Below are 23,339 nucleotides of genomic sequence, written 5' to 3' on the forward strand. Positions count from 1 at the left end.
CCGGAAAGAAAATTCCGTGTGGCTGGGGGGCGGCCTCCGGCCCCCGGTCGCCACGCTACGGCAGTGCACCGACGATCCCGTGTCTTCAGGAGTCGGTTGTCCACAGGTGGGGTGGTTGTCCACAGCCAAGATCGACGTCCGTCCCCCTGTCGGTGGACACCGGTAGACTGGACAGCGGGGTGCCCCCGGGAGTGGTGGGGGCTGTCCGTACGTACTGGGGCTGCGGTTTTCTTTCGGTTTTCGCAGGTCAGCGGTTTGTGTCCCGGGTTTTGTGGTGTGCCTTGCCTGGGTTTTCCCTCCGGGGGGTCCTCGCCGGACGGGCTGGTCTCCGGGATGGCAGCGGGTTGGGCACGGGGTTGGTTTGGCAAGGACTGCTGTTGAGTGGTCTGCCTGCCATCCCGTCGACCTCCCGGAGGGCTATCACACCGCGTCAAGGGGGCCCGGCGGCTTGGGTGCGTGGTGTTTTGGGTTTCGGGCCCCTTGACACGGTGTGATCGGGCTTCGCCAGGTCGACGGGATGGCAGGCAGGCAGTTCTTGTGTAGTGGGCTGCGCTCGGCTTTTGGTCGTGTGTTGAGGCTTGCGTTCCTTGGGGGTGGTGTTCCGGTCGTCGGTTGTGGGCTGGGGATTGTAGGGCGATCGGATACACTCGCGGAGTTGCTGGTCAGGGGACTTGGGAGCGCGTCGTGGATGCCGAGCTGGATACCGATCGTCGGTTGATTGATCGGCCCAGCACTGTGGAGTTGCTTGCCGCTGCTCTGCGGGAGCGGATCATCAAGGGGATCTACCAGCCCGGGGAGCGGCTCGTCGAGGACGCGATTGTCAAGTCCTTCAAGGTGTCCCGCAACTCGTTGCGTGAGGCTTTTCGGCTGCTGACCCACGAGCGGCTCCTCGCTCATGAGCTGAATCGCGGGGTCTTCGTTCGCAAGCTGTCCGTTGCCGACGTCGTCGACGTGTACCGCGTGCGGAAGCTTGTCGAGTGCACCGCCGTGCGTGGGTTGCGGGGGCGGCCGCCGCAGGTTGACGACATGGTCTCCGCCGTGCGGGCTGGGGATGTCGCCATGAAGGAGCAGGACTGGCGTGCGCTCGGCACGGCCAACATGCTGTTCCACCAGGCCGTCGCCGCGCTTGCCGACAGTCCGCGCGTCGACGAGCTGATGCGCAACACGCTCGCCGAACTGCGGCTCGTCTTCCACACCATGTCCGACCCGCGGCGGTTCCACGAACCGTATCTGGAGCGCAACAAGGAGATCCTCGCCGCCATCGAGGCCGGGGACGGGCCTCGTGCCGAACGGTTGCTCCTCAAGTACCTCGAGGACTCCGAGCACCAGATCGTCGAGGCGTATCGCAGCGCCTGAACCGCACCGCCTGGCCCGGCCTTGCCTGCGCCAGCACCGGCAGGTCGGCCGCCGGCACCACTCCGATCACGGGGTAACCGCCGGTCACCGGGTGGTCGGCCAGGAACACGATCGGTGTGCCGCCCGGGGGAACCTGGACCGAACCGGTGACCATGCCCTCGCTCGGTAGCTCGCCCTCCCGTGATCGTGCCAGGGCGGGGCCGTCGAGTCGTACGCCCACCCGGTTGCTGTCCGCCGTCACCGTGTACGGCTCCGCGAACAGCGTGGTCAGCGCGTCGGAAGTGAACCAGTCGTCACGGGGGCCCGGCACGATCCGGACCGCCAGCTCCGCCGTCGACGGTGCCGCCACCGGGGCCACGTCCACCGCCGGTGGCGGGCCGCCGTACGCGTCACCGATCGGGAGCACCGTCCCCACCGACAGTGGCTCGGGCCCCAGGCCGGACAGCACATCCGTGGACCGGGAGCCCAGCGTCTCGGGCACCGCGATGCCGCCGCGAACACCGACGTACGCCCGCAGCCCCACCGACGCCGGGCCGATCACGAGACGCTGCCCGGCGCGCACGTCGAACGGTGCGTTCATGCCCTCGCCGCGGCCGTCGCGCGACACGTCGCACCACGCGCCCGTCACCACGACCCTCGCCGCCTGGCGGAACAGCAGCGTCGCGCCGAACGACAGTTCCAGCACGGCCGCCGCCGGGGTGTTGCCCACGAGCCGGTTCGCGAGTGCCGCCGACGCCGGGTCCGCCGCGCCCGACGTGCCGACGCCGAGTGACGCGTAACCGGCGCGGCCCCGGTCCTGCACGGTGCCCAGCGGTCCACAGTGGAGTACCTCGATCCCGTGTGCCGCAACGGGTTCCGGGGCGGGGGGACGCACTGGGGCCGGTAGGGACGGCACCGGGTCGAACCGCACGCGCACGCCAGGCCGCAGCAGTGCCGGTGTCTCGCGCGACGGGTCCCACAGCGCGGCCGTCGTGTGCCCGAGCAGGTGCCAGCCGCCCGGTGACGGTCGCGGGTACACCCCCGTGTACTCACCCGCGACCGCCACCGCCCCCGCGGGCACGCGCGTGCGCGGCGACTCCCGCCTCGGCAGCCGCAAGCGGTCGTCGAGGCCGGTCAGGTAGCCGAAACCGGGGGCGAACCCGGTGAACGCCACCGTGTACTCGGTTCCACTGTGGATGGACACGACCTCGTCCTCGGACAACCCGGTCGCCGCCGCCACGTCGGCCAGGTCCGCGCCGTCGTACCGCACCGGGATCGTCACCGGGTCCCCGGCCGCCACGGCCGCCGACGCCGGGGTGACGTCCGACAACCGCGACACCATGAGCCCGAAGTCCACATCGGACTCGTAACGCACCAGCAGCGTTCGCGCCGCCGGTACCAGGTCCACCACGCCCGGCAGCGGCCGGTCGGTGAGCGCGGTGTACCAGCCGAGCACCTCGTCCGTCTCGATCAGCAGCGCCGACTCACCGCACCGGCGCACCCTCACCGAAAACTCTCCACCCGGACCCCCGCCTGGGACATCGCGGCACGGACCGCCGTCACCAGCTCGACCGCGCCCGGTGTGTCACTGTGGACACAGATCGACCGCGCGGGCATCGCCAGCACCGAACCGTCGATCGCCACGACCGTGCCGTCGGTCGCGAACCGCACCGCCCGCTCGGCGACCACGTCCGGATCGTGGATCACCGCGCCCGGTTCGCGCCGCGACACCAGCCTGCCGTCCGGGGTGTACGCGCGGTCGGCGAACGCCTCCTCGACCGTCTCGAGCCCGGCCTCGCCCGCCAGCGCGAGCCACCGCGAACCCGGCATGCCGAGCACCGCGAGCGACGCGTCGAACGTCGTCACGGCCTCGACCACGGCCGCCGCCTGCTCCTCGTGCGTGGCGATCGCGTTGTACAGCGCGCCGTGCGGCTTCACGTACGCCAGCCGCCCGCCGGCGACCGCGGCCATGCCCCGCAGCGCGGCCATCTGGTACAGCAGGTCGTCGACCAGTTCGGCGGGCGGCACGTCGATGAAGCGCCTGCCGAACCCGGCCAGGTCGCGGTAGGAGACCTGTGCGCCGATCGACACGCCGTGCGCCACCGCGGTGACGCACGCGCGCCGGATCGTGCCGGGGTCCCCGGCGTGGAAGCCGCACGCCACGTTCGCGCTGGACACCACGGCCAGCAACGCGTCGTCGTCGGCGATCCGCCACGCGCCGAACCCCTCGGCGATGTCGACGTTCAGGTCGATGACGGTCACGACAGCACTTTCTCCTCGGTCACGGTCGCCGCGACCTCCTCGTCGTCGGCCGGGTCGCGGGCCAGCCACAAGCCAACCACGGTCAGCACCGCCGTGAGCAGGAGGTACACCCCCAGGATCCACCACGTGCCCAGCCAGTTCAGCAGCGCCGCGAGGATCAGCGGCGCGGGCGCGCCGCCGATGACGCCCGCGAGCGTGTAAGCGAGCGAGCTGCCGGTGTACCGCAGGCGCGGCGTGAACTGCTCGGTGATCAGCGCGGCCTGCGGGCCGTACAGCGCGGCGTGGATGACCAGCGCGACCACGATCCCGAACGCGAGCAGCAGGAACGAGCCGCCGCCGACCATCGGGAAGAACACGAACGGCCAGATGCCCGCCGCGATCGTGCCGTACAGGTACAGCTTCCGCCGGTTCATGCGGTCGGACAGGGCGCCGAACGCGGGCATCAGTCCCAACTGGACGGCCGAGCCGATCATGACCGCGGCCGAGCCCTGCGCCTTCGACATGTCCAGCTCGTTGACCATGTACGTCAGCACGAACACGGTGAACAGCGAGTACGTGACGTCCGGGCAGACCCGCACCAGCACACCGGCGACCAGCGCGCGCCGCTCGGTCCGCACGACCTCCGACACCGGGGCCTTCGGCCGTTCCTCCCGCTCGGCGATCGCCTTGAACACCGGCGTCTCCTCCAGCCGCAGCCGGATCCACAGGCCGAACGCGACGAGCACCGCGGACAGCAGGAACGCGACGCGCCAGCCCCACGACTCGTACGCGGCCTCGCTCAGCACCAGCCCGAGCAGCGCGATCACGCCGTTGGCGAGCAGGTTGCCCGCGGGTGGGCCGATCTGCGCGGCCGACGCCCACAGCCCGCGCTTCTTCGGGTCGCCGTACTCGCTGGACAGCAGCACCGCGCCACCCCACTCACCGCCGACCGCGACGCCCTGCGCGAACCGGAGCACGACGAGCAGAACCGCGGCGGCGCCGCCGATCGAGGCGTACGTGGGCAGCAGGCCGATGAGGAACGTGGCGATGCCGGCCAGCAACAGCGTGTGGACGAGGACCTTCTTGCGGCCGATGACGTCGCCGAGGCGGCCGAACACGATGCCGCCGAGCGGGCGGGCGAGGTAGCCGATGGCGTAGGTGGAGAACGCGGCCATGGTGCCGGCGAGGTCGTCGCCGGAGGGGAAGAAGAGGTCGCCGAACAGCGTCGCCGCGGCGACCGAGTAGGCGGCGAAGTCGTAGTACTCCAGCGCGGTGCCGGACAGGCTCGCCGTGTAGGCCCGGCGCAGTGCTTTCTTGTCGGCTCCCGGGTGTGTGGTCATGGGGTGCACATCCGTTCGGCAGGGATCCAGGTCACACCCGAGGGTAGAAAATTGTCCCACGATCCTGCAATACTACGTTTTCAACCTGGAACGGAACGGGGTGGGCACGATGACGACGGCGACTTCCAACCAGGCGGTCCGCAACGCCTTCCAGCTGCTGGAACTGCTGTCCGGCGCCCCGGACGGCATGCGGCTCGCACGGCTCGTCGAGATCAGCGGCCAGTCCAAGACGACCGTCCACCGGCTGCTCGGCACCCTGTCGGACCTGAACATCGTCTGCCACGACGAGGACCGCTACCACCTGAACGCCAGCTGGCACCGCTTCGGCGGCGACCAGTTCAGCGCCCCGATCCTCGCCGGCGACGGACGTCAACTGGCGGGGTTGACACTGCGCACCCCGGCACCGGTCGCGTGCGAGGCCACCGCGGACCGCCTGCGCCGTCTCGTATCGGACCTCGCGGTGGCGGTGTCACGCCGAATCCGCGCGTAGCGGTAACCGAGGCCGCCGCAGCCGGGGACTGGTCACGCCCGACTCCCGCGAAGCGGGCGAAGCCCCATCAACACCGCCACGGACACCAGTCCTTGCCAAGCCAACCCCGTGCAAGACCCCTCGCCATCCCGGAGACCAGCCCGTCCGGCGAGGACGCCCCGGAGGGAAAACCCAGGCAAGGCACACCACCAGCAGCCCAGGCGGAACTTCGCGGTGGCGGTGTCACGCGGATCCGCGCGCAGCGGTAACGGGGCCGTGGTGTCGGTGTCGCGCCGGATCGGCGGCCGCGAAACCGCTTAGCGCCGGGAATTCGCCGTCGGGAGGTCGGCGGATGCCAGCAGTGCCAGCTTGTCCGCGTCGGTGGAGCCGGGGTCCGGGTGGTACACGACGAGCATCAGGTCGTCCGCTCCGCTGATGGCCAGCCGTTCCCGGTTGAGGGTCAGTGCTCCGACCTGCGGGTGGTTGAGCCGCAGTGGCCCGCCGCGCTGGCCGCGGACCTCGTGGCGGGCCCACAGCTGACGGAAGCGAGCGCTCGCATGCGACAGCTCGCTGGTGAGCTCGACGAACCGCGGGTCGTCGACGTCGTTGCCCGCCGCCTGCCGCAGGTTCGCGACGAGGCACTCCGTGACGTCCCGCCAGTCCGGGTGCAGCGCCTGCTCGGCCGGGTCCAGGAACATGTCCCTCAGCTGGTTCCCCCCTGCGGCGAGGGCGGGGGAGAGCGCTCTCGCGAGGCTGTTCGACGCCAGGATGTCGAAGTACCGGTCCTCGATGAACGCGGGCTGGACGAGTGCGTCCAGGAGCTTGAGCGCGCCGGGCGGTGGTGTCACGTCGCGTGGACGGCGCTGCCGGGGCGCCTCCGCGACCAGGGACCGCAGGTGCGCGACGTGGTCGTCGTCGAGCTGCAGCACGCGTGCGATCGACTCGAGCACCTGCGCGGACGGGTTGCGGTCGCGGCCCCGCTCCAGCCGCAGGTAGTAGTCGGCGCTGATGCCCGCCAGCATCGCGACCTCCTCGCGCCGCAACCCCGGCGTGCGCCGCACACCCACGTCCGGGATGCCCGCCTGCCGCGGCGTCACCAGCTCGCGCCGCGCACGCAGGAACGCGCCGAGGGCGTTCATGACGCCAGCCGGGGTCCTGTCACACCCCGGGCTCGAGAGGGCTCTTTCTGAGGCGAGTGACCGCACATACCGTCGCCAACAGTCCACGCGAGCCACATATTTCGAGGGGATGCGCATGACCGTCACACTGATCACCGGGGCCAACAAGGGCATCGGTTACGCGACCGCGGAACAGCTCCTGGCGCTGGGGCACGTCGTCTACGTCGGTGCCCGCGACGTCGAGCGGGGCGAGAAGGCCGCGGCGGCGCTCGGCGCGCGGTTCGTGCGGCTCGACGTCACCGACGACGCGTCGGTGAGCGGCGCGCTGGCGACGATCGAGGCGGCCGAGGGCGTGCTGGACGTCCTCGTGCACAACGCGGGCATCCTGGAGACCGAGGTCGTCGACGGGCCGACGGCGCTGCGGGTCTTCGACACCAACGCGGTCGGCATCGTGCGCGTCACGGAGGCGGCGCTCCCGCTGCTGCGCAGGTCCGCGAACCCGGTCGTGGTCACCGTGTCGAGCAGCGCCGGGTCGTTCTGGGCGGTGAACAACCCCGACCGGCCCGAGTACCACCTGCCGGTCGCGCTCTACTCCGCGTCCAAGGCGGCGGCCACGATGCTGACGGTCCAGTACGCCAAGGCCAACCCGGGCATCAAGTTCAACGCGCTCGAACCCGGCACCACCGCCACCGACATGACCGCCGCCTTCGGCATCGGGCGGTCACCGGAGGAGAGCGCGAGGACCGTCGTGCGCCTGGCGACCCTCGGCCCGGACGGCCCGACGGGCACGTTCCAGGACGAGAACGGGGAACTGCCCTGGTGAGCGCTAGAGCCGGGCGCCGAGTTCGCGGACCACGGTCACGAGCAGGTCGATGTCCTCCTCCGTCGTGCGCCAGTTGACGATGGCCGGGCGCAGGGCGGTCATTCCCCTGTAGACGGTCGTGCCGACGTACACGCGGCCGTCGTCGAGGATGGCCCGGCCCAGCGCGGCGTTGAGGGCGTCGAGGTCCCGGTCCGGTGCGGTGTAGCGGAAGCAGACCACGCACAACTGCGCGGGTGCGAGCAGTTCGAGGTCGGGGGACTGGTCGACCAGGAACTCCAGCCGCTCCGCGAGGTCGAGGTGCCGTTCGACCATCGCGCGGTGGCCTGCGCGGCCGTACGCCCGCAGCGACGCCCAGATCGGCAGCGCGCGGGCCCGGCGGGACGACTCGGGGCCGAGGCAGTTGTAGTCGACCGTGTTGTCGTCGGCGGGGGCGAGGTACGGGGCGCGCCACGAACCGAACGCGGAGCCGAGCCGTGCCGGGTCGCGGACGAACGCGAATCCGCTCTCGTACGGCACGTTCAGCCACTTGTGCCCGTCCGCGGCGACCGAGTCGGCGCGCGCCACGCCGTCGACGAGGTGTGCCGTGCGCGGGGAGAGCGCGGCGAACAGGCCGAACGCGCCGTCGACGTGCAACCACGCGCCGTGCTCCGCCGCCAGGTCGGCCATCTCGTCGACCGGGTCGAAGTCGCCCGCGTTGACCTCGCCCGCGCACGCGACGAGCACAGCCGGGCCGGTCTTCTCGAGGGCACGCCGCATGCCGTCCAGGTCGGCTCGCCCGGCGTCGTCGCGGGCGTGGACCTGGACGGTGTCCCGGCCGAAACCCAGTAGCTGCAGTGCCTTCCGCACGCTCGCGTGCACGTACCCGCTCGCGAGCACGGGCATGCGCGGCAGCCCGGCGAGCCCGTCCGCCGCCACGTCGGCGCCGTGTTGCTCGCCCCACCACTGGCGTGCGCACGCGAGCCCGGTGAGGTTGGCGAACGTGGCGCTCGGCGTGAGCACGCCACCCCAGCCCGGCGGCAGCCCGAAGAGGTCCTTGAGCCAGCGGAGCACGACGGTCTCCGCGGTGGTGGCGAACGCGGACGCCGTCCACATGCCACTGAGCTGGTCCAGCAGGGACGTGACCCAGTCGCCCGCCATCGCGGCGGGGGTCGAGCCGCCGACGACGAAGTGGAAGAACCGGGGGCCCGACGAGTGCGTGGCCGCGGCGGTGCCGATGCGCAGCAGTTCGGCGACGGAGTCCGGCGCGCCGTGGCCGGTCTCGGGGAGCGGCCCGTCGAGCCCGTCGAGGAGGTGGTGGCTCGCGACGTCCCGCACCAGGCGATCGGCGAGGCTGTCGAGGTAGCCGGGCGCGGCCGCCGCGACGCCGGCCAGCACGTCGGCGGCGTTGTCCCGGTCGAGCAATGGGTCCATGCGCCCCATTCTGGGCGCCCAGACCTCGCGAGTCGCGCTCTCGCGCACATCGAGTTGTCAGTTTCGTGCACATCACGCGGGCCGGGACCGGACCAAGATCGGCACGAAATCGACAACTCGGTGTGCGTGCGCGCGTGACTCGCGAGGTTCTGGGTGGGGGCGGGAGGGTGGTTACTCGGGGTGATAGGTCTGGACAAGTGGGGCGGTATTGGTCTAGACAAATAGGTGTCTCGCGGTTTCCCCCTGCTCGCCGCGTGTTTCGGAGGTTGTCATGCGACGCCGCCTGTCCACGATCTTCGCCGCCCTCGTGCTCGGGGTGGCCGGGTCCCTCATCGCCGTGACTCCCGCGCTCGCCGCCGGGGAGACCGCGACCTTCACCAAGACCTCCGACTGGGGTTCCGGTTGGGAGGGCAAGTACACGATCACCAACGCGGGCACCGCCTCGATCTCGGGCTGGCGCGTCGAGTTCGACCTCCCCGCGGGCACCACGCTCGGCAGCTACTGGGACGCGCTGCTCACCTCGAGCGGCAGCCACCACACGTTCTCCAACCGCGAGTACAACGGCACGCTCGCGCCCGGCGCGTCGGTGACCTTCGGCTTCCTCGCCAGCGGGGCGGGGACGCCGCAGAACTGCAAGATCAACGGCGCGAGCTGCGCAGGCGGCACCGACCCGCAACCCGGCGTGCCCGGGGTGCCGGGCGGTGTGCGGGTCACCGGCACCACCGCCTCGGCCATCACGATCGGCTGGAACACCGTGTCCGGTGCCACCGGCTACCGGGTGTACGAGGGCACGGCGCTGCGCACCACGGTCACCGGCACGTCGGCCACGTTCAGCGGCATCCCCGCCTGCACCTCGCGCACGTACACGGTCGCCGCGTACAACGCCGTCGGCGAGTCCGCCCGCAGCGCGCCGGTCACCGGCACCACCAGCGGTTGCCAGTCGGCTGACCTGCCGCGCCACTTCCTCACCGGCTACTGGCACAACTTCGTCAACCCCGCGACCGAGTTGCGGCTGAGCGCCGTGCCGAACGAGTACGACCTGGTCGCGGTCGCCTTCGCCGAGGCGACGTCCACCCCGGGCGCCGTCACGTTCGGTGTCGACCCCGGGCTGTCCACGGCACTGGGCGGCTACACGAACGACCAGTTCAAGGCCGACGTCGCGACGCTCAAGTCCCGCGGCAAGAAGGTCATCCTGTCGGTCGGCGGCGAGGCGGGCCGGGTGTCGGTCGGCGACTCCGCGTCGGCGACGAACTTCGCCAACAGCGTCCGGTCGATCATGGCCGAGTACGGCTTCGACGGCGTCGACATCGACCTGGAGAACGGTCTCAACCCGACGTACATGGCGCAGGCGCTGCGGAGCCTGCGGAGCGCGGTCGGGTCGAGCCTGATCATCACGATGGCGCCGCAGACCATCGACATGCAGTCCACGGGCGGCTCGTACTTCGCGCTCGCACTGTCCATCAAGGACATCCTGACGGTCGTCCACACCCAGTTCTACAACTCGGGGTCGATGCTCGGCTGCGACCAGTCGGCCGCGTACTCCCAGGGCACCGTCAACTTCATCACCGCGCTCGCCTGCATCCAGCTGGAGAACGGGCTGCGGCCCGACCAGGTGGCGGTCGGCCTGCCCGCCGGGCCGGGCGCGGCCGGTGGCGGCGTGGTCGCGCCGTCGGTGGTGAACAACGCGCTCGACTGCCTGGCCCGCGGCACCAACTGCGGCTCGTTCCGCCCGCCGCGCACGTACCCGGAGATCCGCGGCGCGATGACGTGGTCGATCAACTGGGACGTGAGCAACGGCAACAACTTCGCGCGCACGGTCGCGCCGCACCTGGACACGCTGCCATGAGGCGGCGCCTGACAGCGGTGGCTGCCGCTCTCCTGTTGCTCGTCGTCGGCGCACAGCCAGCGAGTGCCGCGAACCTGCTGACCAACGCCGGTTTCGAGACCGGCTCGCTGTCGGGCTGGACGTGCTCGGGTGGCGCGGTGGTGACGGCGCCGGTCCACTCGGGGAGCTACGCGCTCGCCGCGTCGGACTACGGCCGCTGCACGCAGACCGTGGCGGTCAAGCCGAGCACCACCTACTCGGTGTCGGCGTGGGTGCGCGGCAACCCGGTGTACCTCGGCGTGACCGGCGGACCGTCCACATGGGCCGCGCCGACCGCGTACCAGCAGCTGTCGCTGACCTTCACCAGCGGCGCGAGCCAGACGTCGGCGGAGCTGTACCTGCACGGCTGGTACGGCGCCGGGACGTACTACGCGGACGACGTGGTGCTCGACGGCCCGGGTGGCGGCAACCCGGGCACGCCGGCCACGCCGGGGAACCCCACGGCCACGGCGACCGCGTCGTCGATCACCGTGTCGTGGCCCGCGGCGACCGGCGCGACCGGGTACCGCGTGTACGAGGGCGCCTCCCTGCGCGCCACGGTGTCCGGCACGTCGGCGACCATCGGCGGGCTCGGCGCGTGCGAGACCCACACGTACACCGTCGCCGCCTACAACGCGGCCGGGGAGTCGGCCCGCAGCGCCCCCGTGTCGGCGACGACGACCGGCTGCCAGCAGGCCGGCCTGCCGCGGCACGCGCTGATCGGTTACCTGCACGCGAGCTTCGCCAACGGCTCGGGCTACGTGCGGATGGCGGACGTCCCCGCCGCGTGGGACGTCATCAACCTGGCGTTCGGCGAACCCACGTCGGTGACGAGCGGCGACATCCGGTTCGCGCTGTGCCCGGTCGCGGAGTGCCCGAACGTCGAGTCGGAGGCCGAGTTCGTCAGCGCCATCCGCGCCAAGCAGGCGCAGGGCAAGAAGGTGCTCCTGTCGATCGGCGGCCAGAACGGCCAGGTGCAGCTGACGACGACCGCGGCACGCGACAAGTTCGTCCAGTCCGTGTCGGCGATCATCGACCGGTACGGCCTGGACGGTCTGGACGTCGACTTCGAGGGCCACTCGCTGTACCTCGACGCGGGCGACACGGACTTCCGCAACCCGACCACGCCGGTGATCGTGAACCTGATCGCCGCGCTGAAGTCGCTGAAAGCCCGCTACGGCAGCGACTTCGTGCTGACCATGGCGCCGGAGACGTTCTTCGTGCAGGTGGGCTACCAGTTCTACGGTGGTGCGGGCGGCGGTGACAACCGGACGGGCTCGTACCTGCCGGTGATCCACGCGATGCGGGACGCGCTGACCGTGCTGCACGTCCAGGACTACAACTCGGGCCCGGTCATGGGGCTGGACGGCCAGTACCACAACATGGGCGGGGCGGACTTCCACATCGCCATGACGGACATGATCAAGGCCGGTTTCCCGGTCGCCCGCACCGGGCACACGTTCCCGGGGCTCCGGGAGGACCAGATCGCGTTCGGGCTGCCGGCCGCGGTCAGCGCGGGCAACGGGTACACGGCGCCCGCCGCGGTGCACGACGCGCTGAACTGCCTGACCCGCAACCAGAGCTGTGGTGGCTACACGTTGCGCGGCGGTGCGTCACCGGCGCTGCGCGGGCTGATGACGTGGTCGGTCAACTGGGACCGGTACTACGGCTGGGAGTTCCAGAACAGCCACGAGCCGTTCCTCAACGGTCTGCCGTGAGCAGGGTCTCGACGAGCGCCCGCGCCCGGCGCGCGGGGCCGTCGACGCCGAGGGCCTGCACCGACGCGTAGACCCCTTCCATGATCAGCACGAGCTGGTCGGCGAGTTCCTCGCCGGCCAGCTCGCGCATGCGTGCGCGCACCCACGCCTTGGTCTCGACGGCGATGGCGTGCGCCCTGGCGGAGGCGTCGGGCAGCTCGGCGATGGCCATGAGGAAGGGGCAGCCGCGGCAGTGCTCGGGCTGGACCTGCTCGATGAGCGCGTCGAACAGCGAGCGGACGCGGTCGGCGGGCGTGCCCTCGCCGGTGGCGTCGGTGAACCACTGCTTGTAGTGCCGGCTCGCCCGCTCGACGTAGGCGGCGACGAGGTCGTCCTTGGAGGCGAACAGCCGGTACAGGGTGGTGGGCGCGATCCCGGCCTCGGCGGCGACGGTGTCGACGCCGGTGCCCTTGATGCTGTGCCAGTAGAAGAGCTCGTGCGCGACCGCGAGCACGTGCTCCCGGGTCTCCGCTGCCGACCGTCGCATCGTGCTAGCTTACGTTAGGGAACGATCCCTAACGTAACTGGAGGACCCATGATCCTGGTGGCGGGCGCGACGGGCAACGTGGGCGGGGCGCTGGTCCGCGACCTGACCACGCGGGGTGTGCCGGTGCGCGGGCTGAGCCGGTCGGGGGAGTTCCGGGCCGACCTGAACGACCCGCCGTCCCTGCGCCCGGCGCTGGCGGGGGTCTCGGCGATGTTCATGCTCGCCGGCTACCCGCCGGAGATCTTCGCGGAGGCGCGGGACGCGGGCGTGCGGCACGTGGTGCTGATGTCGGGTGGCTCGGCGGAGACCGGCGACCGCTCGAACGCGGTGGCGCGGTACATGATCGAGACGGAGGAGGCGCTGCGCGCGTCGGGCCTGGCGTGGACGATCCTGCGGCCGAGGACGTTCATGTCGAACGCGCTGCAGTGGGCCGACCAGGTGCGGGCGGGCGTGGTGCGGGCCCCGTGGGCGGACGTGGCGGTCGCGACCGTCGACCCGGCGGACATCGCGGCGGTCGCGGCGGTGGCGTTGACGCAGCCGGGGCACGAGGGACGCGAGTACCCGGTCACCGGCCCGGAGGCGTTGCGACCCGCGGACCGGGTGCGCCTGCTGGCGGCGGCGCTGGACCGGGAGGTGCGGTACGAGGCGCAGCCGGACGACGAGGCACGCGCGGAGATGAGCGCGCAGATGCCGCGGGAGTACGTGGACGCGTTCTTCAGCTTCTTCTCCGACGGGAAGCTGGACGAGTCGCGGGTGTTCCCGACGGTCGCCGACGTGACCGGCCGGGCGCCGAAGACGTTCGAGCAGTGGGCGAAGGAGAACGCGGACAGGTTCCGGTGACGGCTCACCGCGACAGCAGGCTCTCGGTGTAGGCCATCAGCCGCTCGGCGTCGGCTTCCTTGCCGGACAGGTCAACGGGTTTGCCGCGGTCGCTGGTCGTCAGCGGCGCGGCGGGCGGGTGCTCGATCCACTCGACGATCGGCGCCACCGACCTGGCCACCGGCCGGGCCGCGACCAGCGCCAGCGCCTTGAGCGCACCACGCACCACCGGGTTCGGGTGCCCGTCCAGCCCGCTGCGGGTGAACCCGGGGTGGTACAGCACGTACCTGGCCTTCCCCTCGTGCGCCACGCCGAGCAGGTCGTTCGCCCGGCCGGCCTGCAGCTGTGCGCGCACGAGCCCGTACCCGGTGCGCAGCTGCGGGTCGTCCCAGTGGATCGCGCCCGCCGTGGTGCCGACGCCCGCGACGTTGACGATCACCGAGTCCACCGGCATCAGCGGCGCCAGCCGGGCCGCGAGCAGGTAGCGGCTCAGGTAGTACAGCGCGAACGTGTACTCCAGGCCGTCGACGGTCTCCGTCCTGCGCGGCATCGGGCGGTTCGCGAACAGGCACAGGGCGTCCACGCGGTCGTGCCGGGCCGCGACGTCCGCGGCGACGCGCTCGACCTCCGCGATCGACGACAGGTCCGCGCGCAGGAACCGGGCCGGCATGTCCCGCGGCGAGCGGCCGATCACTGTCACGTCGTCGCCGCGTTCGGCGCGGGCCAGCGCGGTCGCGCGCCCCATCCCGGTGGTGCCGCCTGCCACGATCACGATCTTCGAAGTCATGGCACCATCGTGGAAGCCCTGCCGCGACGGCGAAAGAAGGCAGTTCGATGTCAGCAACGCACACCAGTGTGCTCGCCCACGAGCTGCCCAGACCGGTGCCGCGGGCCGAGCTCGACGCCTGCCCGGTGAGCACCCTCTTCCGCCGCCTCGGCGACCGCTGGAGCATGCTGGTGATCATCCTGCTCGGCGGGCGGAACCACCGCTACAACGAGCTCCACCGGGCGATCGAGGGCATCAGCCAGCGCATGCTGACCCGCACCCTCCGCATCCTCGAAGCCGACGGGCTGGTGGCGCGCACCGTGCACCCCACCAACCCGCCCAGCGTCGAGTACGGCCTCACCGACCTCGGCCGCTCACTGCTCGTCCCGGTCTCCGCGCTCGCCGACTGGGCGGTCGCGCATCAGAACCCCTCGGGGTGATGGGGCACGTAGTCCGCTTCCAGGCGGGCCAGTTCCTCCGCTGACAGCCGCAGGTCGACCGCCGCCACCGCGTCCGCCAGGTGGTGCGGCTTCGTCACGCCGACGATCGGCGCGGTGACCGCGGGCTGGTGCAGCAGCCACGCCAGCGCCACCTGCGCCCGCGACACCCCGCGCTCCGCCGCGACCGCCGCCACCGCGGCCGCCACGCGCCGGTCCGCCTCCTCCGCCTGCCGGTACAGCGTGCTGCCGAAGTTGTCGTTCGCCGACCGCTCGGTCGTCGCGTCCCAGTCGCGGGTCAGGCGGCCGCGGGCGAGCGGGCTCCACGGCAGCACCCCGATGCCCTGGTCCGCGCAGTACGGGAGCATCTCGCGCTCCTCCTCGCGCATCACCAGGTTGTACTGGTCCTGCATCGACACGAACCTCGTCCAGCCGTTGAGGTCCGCCGCGTGCTGCATCTGCGCGAACTGCCACGTCCACATCGACGACGCGCCGATGTAGCGGGCCTTGCCCGACCGCACCACGTCGTCCAGCGCCTCCATGGTCTCCTCGACCGGCACCTCCGGGTCGAAGCGGTGGATCTGGTACAGGTCGACGTAGTCCGTGCCGAGCCTGCGCAGGCTCTCGTCGATCTGCGTGAGGATCGCCGCGCGGGACAGGCCCGCGCCCTTCGGGCCGGGACCCATGCGCCCGTTGACCTTCGTCGCGATGACGACCTCGTCGCGCTTCGCGAACTCCGCGAGCAGCGTGCCGGTGATCTCCTCGCTGGACCCGGCGGAATAGACGTTGGCGGTGTCGAACGTGGTGATGCCCGCCTCGATCGCCGCGCGGAAGAACGGCCGGGACGCGTCGATGTCGAGCGTCCACTCGTGGGTGCCGCGGTGGGGATCCCCGAAGCTCATGCACCCGAGGACCACTGTGGACACGTGAAGCCCGGACCGGCCGAGTCGCCTGTACTCCATGGTCAGGACACTAGTTCAGCAGCTTCCCGGCGGCGGCGCGTGCCTGGCGCGCCGCGTCGGCGTTGCCGGTGATGGCCGCGGTCACGATCGCGCCCTCGGCCAGCAGCAGCAACTGCTCGGCGAGGTCGTCGTCGTGGCCCGCCGCGGCCGTCAGCTCGCGCAGGATCCGCCGGAAGCCCTCCTTGTGCGTGCGGGCCTCCTCGGCGACCGCGGGGGAGGTGGCGCCCAGTTCGCCGTAGCAGTTGATCCACGCGCAGCCGCGGTAGCCCGGGTCGGTGAACCACGTGTGCAGCCAGCCGAACACGGCGAGCAGCCGCTCGCGCGGGTCCTCGACGCCCGCCACGTGCTCGGTCAGACCGCCGCGCCACCGGACGTCCCTGCGCTGCAGGAACGCCGTCACCAGGCGTTCCTTGTTCGGGAAGAGCTGGTAGAGGCGCTTGAGCGAAACCCCCGAGGTGTCGCGGATGTCGTCCATGCCCACCGCGTGCACGCCGCGGCGGTAGAACAGGTCCTCGGCCGCGTCGAGTGCGCGGTCCTCGGCCGTCTGTGCGTCCATCACACGTCCCTTGACACTGAGAACTGTTGTTCTCTAGCGTACGCGAGAACCGACGTTCTCTGTGGAGGTGCCGTGCCGGCCGAGAGCAGACCGCCGTTCCCGCCGTTCCCGCCGTTCACCCGCGAGACCGCGCTGACGAAGGTCCAGGCCGCCGAGGACGCGTGGAACAGCCGCGACCCGCACCGCGTCGCGCTCGCGTACACAGTGGACACCCGGTGGCGCAACCGGGACACGTTCGTCGACGGGCGGGACGAGGTCGTCGCCTTCCTGACCGGGAAGTGGGCGCGCGAGCTGGACTACGCGCTGCGCAAGAACCTCTGGGCGTTCGACGGCAACCGCATCGCCGTGCGCTTCCAGTACGAGTGCCACGACGCGGGCGGCCAGTGGTTCCGCTGCTACGGCAACGAACTCTGGGAGTTCGCGGACAACGGCCTGATGGCGCGGCGCGAGGCGAGCATCAACGACGTGCGCATCGACGAGTCCGAGCGGCGGATCCTCGGCCCGCGCCCGGAGTCCGAGCACGGCGTCGAGTTCCCGCTCCGCTAGGTCGTCCGCACCCGGCTGCGGTAGAGGAGCCACACGAAGTACGGCGCGCCGATGATCGCCGTCATCAGGCCCGCGGGCAGCTGCCCCGGCGCGATGACCGTGCGCCCGATCGTGTCGGCGGCACAGACGAGGATCCCGCCGAGCAGCGCGGCCACCGGCAGTGCCCGCGCGTGCCGCCTGCCGACGATCGCCCGTGCCGCGTGCGGGGCCACCAGGCCGACGAACGCGATCACGCCCACCCCCGCCACGGCGGCGCCGGTCAGCAGCACCGCGCACGTCAGCAGCAACAGCCGCGACCGGGGCACGTGCACGCCCAGCACCCTGGGCGTCTCGTCGTCCAGCGACAGCAGGTCCAGCTCGCCGCGCGCGCGGATCAGCACGGGGACCACGACGAGCACCGCGAGCGCCATCGGCACGAGGTGCTCGAACGACCGCCCGTAGGTCGAGCCGCCGAGCCACGTCAGCGCCTTCGTCTCGTTCCACGGGTCCGTCAGCGTGATCAGCAACGTGATCAACGCCTGCGTGCCCGCCTGCATGCCGAACCCGATGAGCACCAGGCGCTCGCTCGCGAACCCGCCGCGGGCGGCCAGCGCGAACACCAGCGCCATCGCGATCGCCGCGCCGATGCCCGCGGCGCCCGCCTGCGTCCAGAACCCGACACCCGGCACCAGCGTGATCATCGCGACCGCACCCAGCCCGGCGCCGCCGGAGACACCGATGATCCCCGGTTCCGCCAACGGGTTGCGGGCCAGCGCCTGGACCACCGCACCCGCGATGGCCAGCGCAGCGCCGGCCAGCAGCGCGGCCACCACGCGGGGCGCGCGGTTCTCCATGACGTTGCTGACGATCGGGCCCGCCTGCCCGGACAGCCAGTTGACCACGTCGCCCATCAGCAGCTTCGTGTCGCCGAGCAGGACCGAACCGGCCACCACGCCGACCGCGACCACCGCGAGCACGACGAGGACCAGCCGGAACCGCGCCGCGCTCACGCCACCGCGGGCACCCGCCGCCGGTGGTTCGGTCGTCGCGGCCGACACCCGGATGTTCCTGGCCAGCGCGATCAGGAAGATCACGCCCAGGATCGTGGTCACCACACCGGTCGGCACCTCGAGCGCGCCCTGCGACCCGATCAGCGCGCGCAGCAGCACGTCCGCGCCGATCAGGAGCGCCACGCCCATCGCGGCCGACACCGGGACCAGCGCCGCGTGCCGGTGCAGGCCGGGGATCGCGCCCGCCATCAGCCGGACCAGGGCGGGCGCGGCGAGACCGACGAACCCGATCGGGCCCGCGAGCGTCACCGCGGCCGCCGCGAGCAGCACCGCCAGCACGATCGCCGACACCCGGACCCGGCCGACGTGGATGCCGAGCGTGCGGGCGTGGTCGTCGCCCAGGTAGATCAGGTCGAGCTTGCGGGCCATGACGATCAGCGCGGCCAGCGCGACCGCCACGACCGGGCCGAGCGTCCGGACACCGGACAGACCGTTCTGCCCCAGCGAACCCGCACCCCACGCGAACAGGCCCCTGGTCTCCTCCGCGAACAGCAGGAGCAGCACCCGGGTCAGCGCGACCAGCGCGAGCGCGGTGGCCGTGCCGGCGAGCACCAGCCGCACGATGCCCGTGCCGCCACTGCCGGACAGGGCGAGGACCAGCGCCGCCGCGCCGAGCCCGCCCGCGAACGCGACACCGGCCGCGCTGAGCAGCGGCACCGAGATGCCGAACGCGGCCACCGCGACGAGCGCGAGGTGCGCGCCGGCGTCGACGGCCAGGGTGTCCGGTGCCGCCATGATGTTGCGGGACACCGACTGCAGCACCGCGCCGGCCGCCCCGAGCGCGACACCCACGACGAGTGCCGCGAGCAGCCGGGGGAGCCGGGACTCGATGACGACGGCGGCGGTGTCGTCGGCGCTCGCGCCGCCGAACACCAGCCGCAGCACGTCCATCGCGCCGAGGTCGGCGGTGCCCTGCGTGAGGTGCACGGCGCCGCCGAGCGCGATGAGCACGAGCAGGCAGGCGACCAGCAGCGTGAGGCGGCCGCCCCGCCGGACGCGGACGTCCGGCGGGGCGGGGCGCGCGAGTGTCGCGGTGTCCACTGTGGAGGGTTACGCCGTCAGCGCGTCGACGGCCGCGTCGACGAACTGCCCCATGGACAGCGGGCCGCCGAACATCCACAGCGAGTCGGGGAGGCGCTTGACCTTGCCGTTCTTGACGAACGGCAGGTTCTTCCAGATCGCGTTGTCCTTGAGGCCCTCGGCGAACGCGTCGCCCTCCGCGTCGTTCGCCATGTACCAGAAGTGCACGTCACCCAGCTGGGTCAGGCCCTCGACGTCGGCCTGCGCGAGCCCGTACACCGGGTCGCCCGCCATCGTCCACGCGTTCTCCAGGCCGATCCGCTCGAACGTGTCCGCCACCAGCGAGCCCTTGGCGAACGGCCGGATGCTGACGGTGCCCGCGTCCACCCAGGCGTCCGCGAAGGCGACCTTCTGGCCGGTCGCGCCGAGCTTGTCCACCTCGGCCTTGCCCTCGGCGATCTTGGCGTCGAAGTCGGACTTCAGCTGCGCGGCCTTGTCCTCGGTGCCGGTCGCCTTCGCGACCAGGTCGAGGTTGGCGAACATGGACCCGATGCTGTCCTTGGCGTCGCCGCCCTTGATGACGATCACCGGGACCTTCGCCTCGACCTGCTCGAGCGCGCCCTCGGTGAGGCTGTCGGTGACGATCACGAGGTCCAGGTCCAGCGCGCCGAGGGTGTCGATGCTCGGCTCGCCCCGGGTGCCGATGTCCTTCGGGGTGTCGTCGAGCGGCGCGGCGCTCGCCCACGTGTTGTAGCCCTTGATGTCGGACACCGCGACCGGCATGACGCCGAGCGACACGAGGTACTCGGCCGCGTTCCACTCGGTCGCGGCGACGCGCTTGGCGGGCGCGTCGAGCGTGACCTCCTTGCCACGCGAGTCGGTGAGGGTCACCGGCCGGCCGCCTGCGGAGGCCTCCTCGGTGCCGCCGCCTGCCTCCTCGGTGGTGCCGCAGCCCGCCACGAACAGGGCGGCGGCCACGGACAGGCCGATGATCACACGGGTGGTGCGCATTTCTCTCCTGTGTTGCTGGATGGGGTCAAGCCGATGCGGCGCGCGGGCGCACGTCGTTGAAGCGCCCGACCGCGCGGGTGTGGATGCGCCCGTCGACGGGGTCGACGTCGACGTCCACCCGGATGCCGTACGCGCGGGTGAGGTTCGCCGTGGTGAGGACCTCTTCCGGGGTGCCCTCCGCGGTCACGCGGCCTTCCTCCAGCAGCAGGAGGCGGTCGGCGATCGCGGCGGCCTGGTCGAGGTCGTGCAGCACGACGCCGACCCCGACGCCGTGGTCGTCGGCGAGGTCGCGGATCACGTCGAGGATCTCCACCTGGTAGCGGAGGTCGAGGAAGGTGGTCGGCTCGTCGAGGAGCAGCAGCGCGGTGTCCTGGGCGAGGCAGCTCGCGAGCCACACCCGCTGGGCCTGGCCGCCGGAGAGCGCCTGCACGGGCCGGTCGGCGATCGGCCCGAGACCGGTGAGCGCCATGGCGCGCTCGACCGCGGCGGGGCCCTCGGGGTCGCGGCCGCCCCAGCGGGACCGGTGCGGGTGGCGGCCGAACTCGACCAGCTCGCGCACGCACAGCCCGCCGGGCGCCGTTCGCTGCTGTGACAGCAGGGTGATCCGGCGCGCGAGGTCCTTTGCGGACAGTGCACGCAGGTCGGCGCCGTCGGCGAACGTGACGTCGCCCGCGACCGGCGGGTGCAGGCGGGCGAGCGCGCGGAGCAGCGTCGACTTCCCGCTGCCGTTGGGCCCGATCAGCGCGGTGACGGTGCCTGCGGCGAGCGCGATCGACGCGGCGTGGACGACGACGTCGCGACCGTAGGCGACGTCGATCTGCCGGGCGGACACGCCGTTGGCGGCGGGCGGGGTGACGGACACAGGCCACACAGTAAAGAAAGGCTTGCCTAACCTACAAGCCCGGGTGGCTACCGGCACATTTCCGGCGGACAGAGCGTGGCGGGCTGGCTACCATCGCGGCCATGAGCTGCCGGTTGTCCGAGTTGATCGTCGAGTGCGCCGACCCGGAGGCGTTGTCCCGCTTCTGGTGCGAGGTGCTGGGTTATGTGGAGCTGAGCCGCGAGGAGCCGGACGACGGCATCGAGATCGGGCCCGCGTCGGGGTTCGGCGGGGCCGCGCCCACGCTGGTGTTCAGCCGCACCGACCACCCGAAGACCGAGAAGCTGCGCATGCACTTCGACGTGAACCCGGTCGACCGCGACCAGGACGCCGAACTGGAGCGGTTGCTGTCGATCGGTGCCCGGCCCGCCGACATCGGGCAGACGGGCGAGGAGGCGTGGCACACGCTCCAGGACCCGGAGGGCAACGAGTTCTGCCTGCTCCGCAAGCGGCTGCCGGAGCTGTGACCCGCTCGTCCGCCCGGTAGGTCGCCGTGGGTGGCCTGCCGTCGGCGGGCGCTCCGCCTTGCGGGGTGGGTTTCGGGGATGGTGACGGCTCCCAGGTTGCGAGCCGTTCTTCCGCGGCGGTTTCGGGGTGGTGGCTTTGCGCTGCCGGGCGGCTCCGTGTTGCGGGGTCTGCCATGGGGGGCGGGCTGGTCTTCCCGGCGGAGCTTGGCTGGCGGCTTTGCGCTGCCTGGTGCGGGCTGATGTTTGGTTGGCGGCTTTGGGGAGGCGGTTTTTGGGTTGCCGAGCGGCTCCGCCTTGGGGGATGTGCCGCGGGGTGCGGGCCGGTCTTCCCGGTGGCAGCTTCGGGGTGTCGCCCCTGTGTTGCCGGGCGACTCCCCGTCGTGGGGTGTGCCTCGGGATGTGGGCTGACTTCTGTTGGCGGCAGCTTCGGGGTGGCGGTTTGGGCCGCTGGGGGCTTCGCCTTGCGGGGTGCGCCGTGGGGTGGGGGCTGGTCTTCCTGGCGGCAGCTTCGGGGTGTCGCCCCTGTGTTGCCGGGCGACTCCCCGTCGTGGGGTGTGCCTCGGGATGTGGGCTGACTTCTGTTGGCGGCAGCTGCGGGGTGGCGGTGGGCCCGCCGCGCGGCTCCGCCTTGCGGGGTGTCGTGGAGTAGGACCCGTCTTCCCGGCGGCAGTTCGGGCAGGCTTTGCGCTGCCGGGGGCTCCGCCGTGAGTGGCTCCTGGGTGTGGCTGCGGGTTGCGGGCCAGTCTCCCGTCGGTGAGCGCTCGCACCTTGCGAAGCCGCTCCCAGGGCCAGTCGCCTACTCCGCGTGCCTGGGCGGGGTCGCCCACGAGCCCACCGACCCGCTCCGCACCTCCTCGTTTCGAGTATCGATAATCGAGGCTCCGACCCCGATTCTCGGCGCTGTCTGCCCTGGTAACTCACACAGGTGACTATCTCCTGCCACACCGTCGAATTTGTGTACAACGTGTCCCACGAGTTGGTGATATGCCACCCTGAAGTCGTCATCGCCGCTCACCGTTCGTGACGGACCGTTGAACGCCTACTCGCCGGTAGGCCGACCGGAATACTCCAGACGGTCCATGATTGATGCACCACCTGGGGGCGCTCTTCGCAGTGCGCTGGTGAAGTGCATGAACCCGCACGAAACGAAAGAGCACAGCACGTTGAGCCGTTCGAACGCGGTCGCGCCGGTGCGGCCGGAGAAGATCAAGAACCTGCGTTACCTGCTGCTCCGTGATCGCGTCCTGCGCTTCGCGGAGCACGCGATCGGCGGGTGGGCGCCGACGTTGCGGGCGGCGTTCCTGATGATGGCCGCCTTCGTGGGCTTCGTCGTCCTCGTCGGCGTCGTCCTCGGGTTCGGTGGCGCGCTCGTCGGCGCTCTCGTCAGCGGCGTCGCCCTCTACCTCGTCGGGCGGTCCGCCGCCTCCGTCCGCTAGGGGAACCGGACCGCGGCGCGCGGGGTCCAAACGCCATGGTCCGGGTTCTCTTGGTCGCGCTGGTGCTGCTCGCGGGATGCGGGTCGGAGGTGGTGGCCGGCATGCCTGCCGACTTCGCCGGCGAGGTCACCTACGCCAACGGTTCCGTCCCGCCGCCCTACCACTACGAGTGGCGCGTCGCGTTCGACACGCGCACCGCCCGTCTGGAGTGGACGCCCGGCTACGACGGCACCGAGGAGACGTGGACGGACACCGTCGACCTCGACGACGAGGCCCGGCGGCGGCTCTACGACCGGATCGAGAACACGGGGCTGTTCGAGTTCCGGAACTCCGACGACGACATGGTCGGCGGGCCGACCGGCAGGGCCAGGTTCGGCAGCCCACGCCACGACACCGGCACGCTCGGCACCAGCGAGGCGGGCCAGGACATGCTCGACGAGCTCGTCGCCGCGACCAAGGCGACCTTCCCCGACCGCGTCTGGGCCGAGATGGAGCGCAAGCAGAGCGAGTGGGAGGAACAGCACCCCCAGTAGTCTCGTGCCGTCG

At 71.6% G+C, this 23,339-nt stretch carries 23 protein-coding genes; 11 read left to right on the forward strand and 12 right to left on the reverse strand.

Annotation, left to right across the window (positions count from 1 at the left end):
- The first annotated feature begins 684 nt into the window (after positions 1-684).
- Positions 685-1,356, forward strand: coding sequence for a GntR family transcriptional regulator (locus ACYQ77_RS08415; RefSeq protein WP_459709104.1), 672 nt, complete (start codon positions 685-687; stop codon positions 1,354-1,356).
- Here the strand turns inward: ACYQ77_RS08415 and pxpB are convergent.
- Genes pxpB through ACYQ77_RS08430 form a run of 3 tightly spaced genes read right to left on the reverse strand, consistent with a single transcriptional unit; the run spans position 1,301 to position 4,916 of the window.
- On the reverse strand, positions 1,301-2,842 hold the full coding sequence (gene pxpB / locus ACYQ77_RS08420) for a 5-oxoprolinase subunit PxpB (RefSeq protein ID WP_459709106.1): 1,542 nt from the start codon (positions 2,840-2,842) through the stop codon (positions 1,301-1,303). The two genes, ACYQ77_RS08415 and pxpB, sit on opposite strands and share 56 nt — an antisense overlap.
- Positions 2,839-3,597, reverse strand: coding sequence for a LamB/YcsF family protein (locus ACYQ77_RS08425; protein ID WP_459709108.1), 759 nt, complete (start codon positions 3,595-3,597; stop codon positions 2,839-2,841). The genes pxpB and ACYQ77_RS08425 overlap by 4 nt, the downstream gene beginning before the upstream one ends.
- Positions 3,594-4,916 carry an MFS transporter gene (locus ACYQ77_RS08430; protein ID WP_459709109.1) on the reverse strand — a complete coding sequence of 441 codons (1,323 nt, stop codon included), beginning with the start codon at positions 4,914-4,916 and terminating at the stop codon, positions 3,594-3,596. The genes ACYQ77_RS08425 and ACYQ77_RS08430 overlap by 4 nt, the downstream gene beginning before the upstream one ends.
- A 109-nt stretch (positions 4,917-5,025) precedes the next feature.
- Between ACYQ77_RS08430 and ACYQ77_RS08435 the strand changes: the two genes are divergently transcribed.
- A complete protein-coding gene (locus ACYQ77_RS08435; protein WP_459709111.1) occupies positions 5,026-5,406 on the forward strand; it encodes a helix-turn-helix domain-containing protein in 381 nt (126 codons plus the stop codon).
- Between the two features lie 296 nt (positions 5,407-5,702).
- On the opposite strand, the gene ACYQ77_RS08440 is transcribed toward ACYQ77_RS08435, so the two are convergent.
- Positions 5,703-6,524 (reverse strand): helix-turn-helix transcriptional regulator, encoded by an 822-nt coding sequence (locus ACYQ77_RS08440; RefSeq protein ID WP_459709113.1) that lies wholly within the window; start codon positions 6,522-6,524, stop codon positions 5,703-5,705.
- Positions 6,525-6,639: 115 nt separating this feature from the next.
- Here ACYQ77_RS08440 and ACYQ77_RS08445 point away from each other — a divergent pair, with 115 nt between their 5' ends.
- Positions 6,640-7,326: an SDR family NAD(P)-dependent oxidoreductase gene (locus tag ACYQ77_RS08445; protein WP_459709115.1), complete on the forward strand. Its 687-nt coding sequence runs from the start codon at positions 6,640-6,642 to the stop codon at positions 7,324-7,326.
- Between the two features lie 3 nt (positions 7,327-7,329).
- On the opposite strand, the gene ACYQ77_RS08450 is transcribed toward ACYQ77_RS08445, so the two are convergent.
- A complete protein-coding gene (locus tag ACYQ77_RS08450; RefSeq protein WP_459709117.1) occupies positions 7,330-8,736 on the reverse strand; it encodes a pyridoxal phosphate-dependent decarboxylase family protein in 1,407 nt (468 codons plus the stop codon).
- Between the two features lie 271 nt (positions 8,737-9,007).
- On the opposite strand from ACYQ77_RS08450, the gene ACYQ77_RS08455 reads away from it, so the two are divergent.
- Both ACYQ77_RS08455 and ACYQ77_RS08460 read left to right on the forward strand, forming a co-directional pair.
- Positions 9,008-10,582: a chitinase gene (locus tag ACYQ77_RS08455; RefSeq protein WP_459709119.1), complete on the forward strand. Its 1,575-nt coding sequence runs from the start codon at positions 9,008-9,010 to the stop codon at positions 10,580-10,582.
- A 17-nt stretch (positions 10,583-10,599) separates the two neighbouring features.
- The gene (locus ACYQ77_RS08460; protein ID WP_459709121.1) at positions 10,600-12,318 is read left to right on the forward strand and encodes a chitinase; all 1,719 of its coding nucleotides are present in this window, start codon (positions 10,600-10,602) and stop codon (positions 12,316-12,318) included.
- Here the strand turns inward: ACYQ77_RS08460 and ACYQ77_RS08465 are convergent.
- Entirely contained in the window at positions 12,302-12,844 is a 543-nt protein-coding gene (locus tag ACYQ77_RS08465; protein ID WP_459709123.1) for a TetR/AcrR family transcriptional regulator, read from the reverse strand. The two genes, ACYQ77_RS08460 and ACYQ77_RS08465, sit on opposite strands and share 17 nt — an antisense overlap.
- 48 nt (positions 12,845-12,892) lie before the next feature.
- Here ACYQ77_RS08465 and ACYQ77_RS08470 point away from each other — a divergent pair, with 48 nt between their 5' ends.
- Positions 12,893-13,684 carry an NAD(P)H-binding protein gene (locus tag ACYQ77_RS08470; RefSeq protein WP_459709125.1) on the forward strand — a complete coding sequence of 264 codons (792 nt, stop codon included), beginning with the start codon at positions 12,893-12,895 and terminating at the stop codon, positions 13,682-13,684.
- A gap of 4 nt (positions 13,685-13,688) precedes the next feature.
- Here ACYQ77_RS08470 and ACYQ77_RS08475 read toward each other — a convergent pair whose 3' ends face one another.
- Positions 13,689-14,450, reverse strand: a complete 762-nt coding sequence (locus ACYQ77_RS08475) for an SDR family NAD(P)-dependent oxidoreductase (protein WP_459709127.1) — start codon at positions 14,448-14,450, stop codon at positions 13,689-13,691.
- A 47-nt stretch (positions 14,451-14,497) separates the two neighbouring features.
- Between ACYQ77_RS08475 and ACYQ77_RS08480 the strand changes: the two genes are divergently transcribed.
- Positions 14,498-14,869 carry a winged helix-turn-helix transcriptional regulator gene (locus tag ACYQ77_RS08480; protein WP_459709129.1) on the forward strand — a complete coding sequence of 124 codons (372 nt, stop codon included), beginning with the start codon at positions 14,498-14,500 and terminating at the stop codon, positions 14,867-14,869.
- On the opposite strand, the gene ACYQ77_RS08485 is transcribed toward ACYQ77_RS08480, so the two are convergent.
- Together ACYQ77_RS08485 and ACYQ77_RS08490 are read right to left on the reverse strand one after the other, a co-directional pair.
- Complete coding sequence (locus tag ACYQ77_RS08485) at positions 14,851-15,828, reverse strand: aldo/keto reductase (protein ID WP_459709132.1); 978 nt, start codon at positions 15,826-15,828, stop codon at positions 14,851-14,853. The two genes, ACYQ77_RS08480 and ACYQ77_RS08485, sit on opposite strands and share 19 nt — an antisense overlap.
- A gap of 10 nt (positions 15,829-15,838) precedes the next feature.
- Complete coding sequence (locus tag ACYQ77_RS08490; protein ID WP_459709135.1) at positions 15,839-16,384, reverse strand: TetR/AcrR family transcriptional regulator; 546 nt, start codon at positions 16,382-16,384, stop codon at positions 15,839-15,841.
- Positions 16,385-16,456: 72 nt separating this feature from the next.
- Here ACYQ77_RS08490 and ACYQ77_RS08495 point away from each other — a divergent pair, with 72 nt between their 5' ends.
- Positions 16,457-16,930 carry a nuclear transport factor 2 family protein gene (locus ACYQ77_RS08495; RefSeq protein WP_459709138.1) on the forward strand — a complete coding sequence of 158 codons (474 nt, stop codon included), beginning with the start codon at positions 16,457-16,459 and terminating at the stop codon, positions 16,928-16,930.
- On the opposite strand, the gene ACYQ77_RS08500 is transcribed toward ACYQ77_RS08495, so the two are convergent.
- From ACYQ77_RS08500 to ACYQ77_RS08510, 3 genes are read right to left on the reverse strand one after another with little or no spacing between them, the layout of a single operon-like run.
- Positions 16,927-19,020 carry an iron ABC transporter permease gene (locus ACYQ77_RS08500; RefSeq protein ID WP_459709140.1) on the reverse strand — a complete coding sequence of 698 codons (2,094 nt, stop codon included), beginning with the start codon at positions 19,018-19,020 and terminating at the stop codon, positions 16,927-16,929. The genes ACYQ77_RS08495 and ACYQ77_RS08500 overlap by 4 nt on opposite strands.
- A gap of 9 nt (positions 19,021-19,029) precedes the next feature.
- On the reverse strand, positions 19,030-20,010 hold the full coding sequence (locus ACYQ77_RS08505; RefSeq protein WP_459709143.1) for an ABC transporter substrate-binding protein: 981 nt from the start codon (positions 20,008-20,010) through the stop codon (positions 19,030-19,032).
- Positions 20,011-20,035: 25 nt separating this feature from the next.
- The gene (locus ACYQ77_RS08510) at positions 20,036-20,872 is read right to left on the reverse strand and encodes an ABC transporter ATP-binding protein (protein WP_459709146.1); all 837 of its coding nucleotides are present in this window, start codon (positions 20,870-20,872) and stop codon (positions 20,036-20,038) included.
- A gap of 101 nt (positions 20,873-20,973) precedes the next feature.
- On the opposite strand from ACYQ77_RS08510, the gene ACYQ77_RS08515 reads away from it, so the two are divergent.
- From ACYQ77_RS08515 to ACYQ77_RS08525, 3 genes are all read left to right on the forward strand, one after another.
- On the forward strand, positions 20,974-21,357 hold the full coding sequence (locus ACYQ77_RS08515) for a VOC family protein (protein WP_459709148.1): 384 nt from the start codon (positions 20,974-20,976) through the stop codon (positions 21,355-21,357).
- A 1,130-nt stretch (positions 21,358-22,487) separates the two neighbouring features.
- The gene (locus tag ACYQ77_RS08520; RefSeq protein WP_459709150.1) at positions 22,488-22,793 is read left to right on the forward strand and encodes a hypothetical protein; all 306 of its coding nucleotides are present in this window, start codon (positions 22,488-22,490) and stop codon (positions 22,791-22,793) included.
- A 35-nt stretch (positions 22,794-22,828) separates the two neighbouring features.
- Positions 22,829-23,326 (forward strand): hypothetical protein, encoded by a 498-nt coding sequence (locus ACYQ77_RS08525; RefSeq protein WP_459709153.1) that lies wholly within the window; start codon positions 22,829-22,831, stop codon positions 23,324-23,326.
- The last annotated feature ends 13 nt before the right edge of the window (positions 23,327-23,339 follow it).

The sequence above is a fragment of the Actinophytocola sp. KF-1 genome (genome assembly GCF_054661535.1).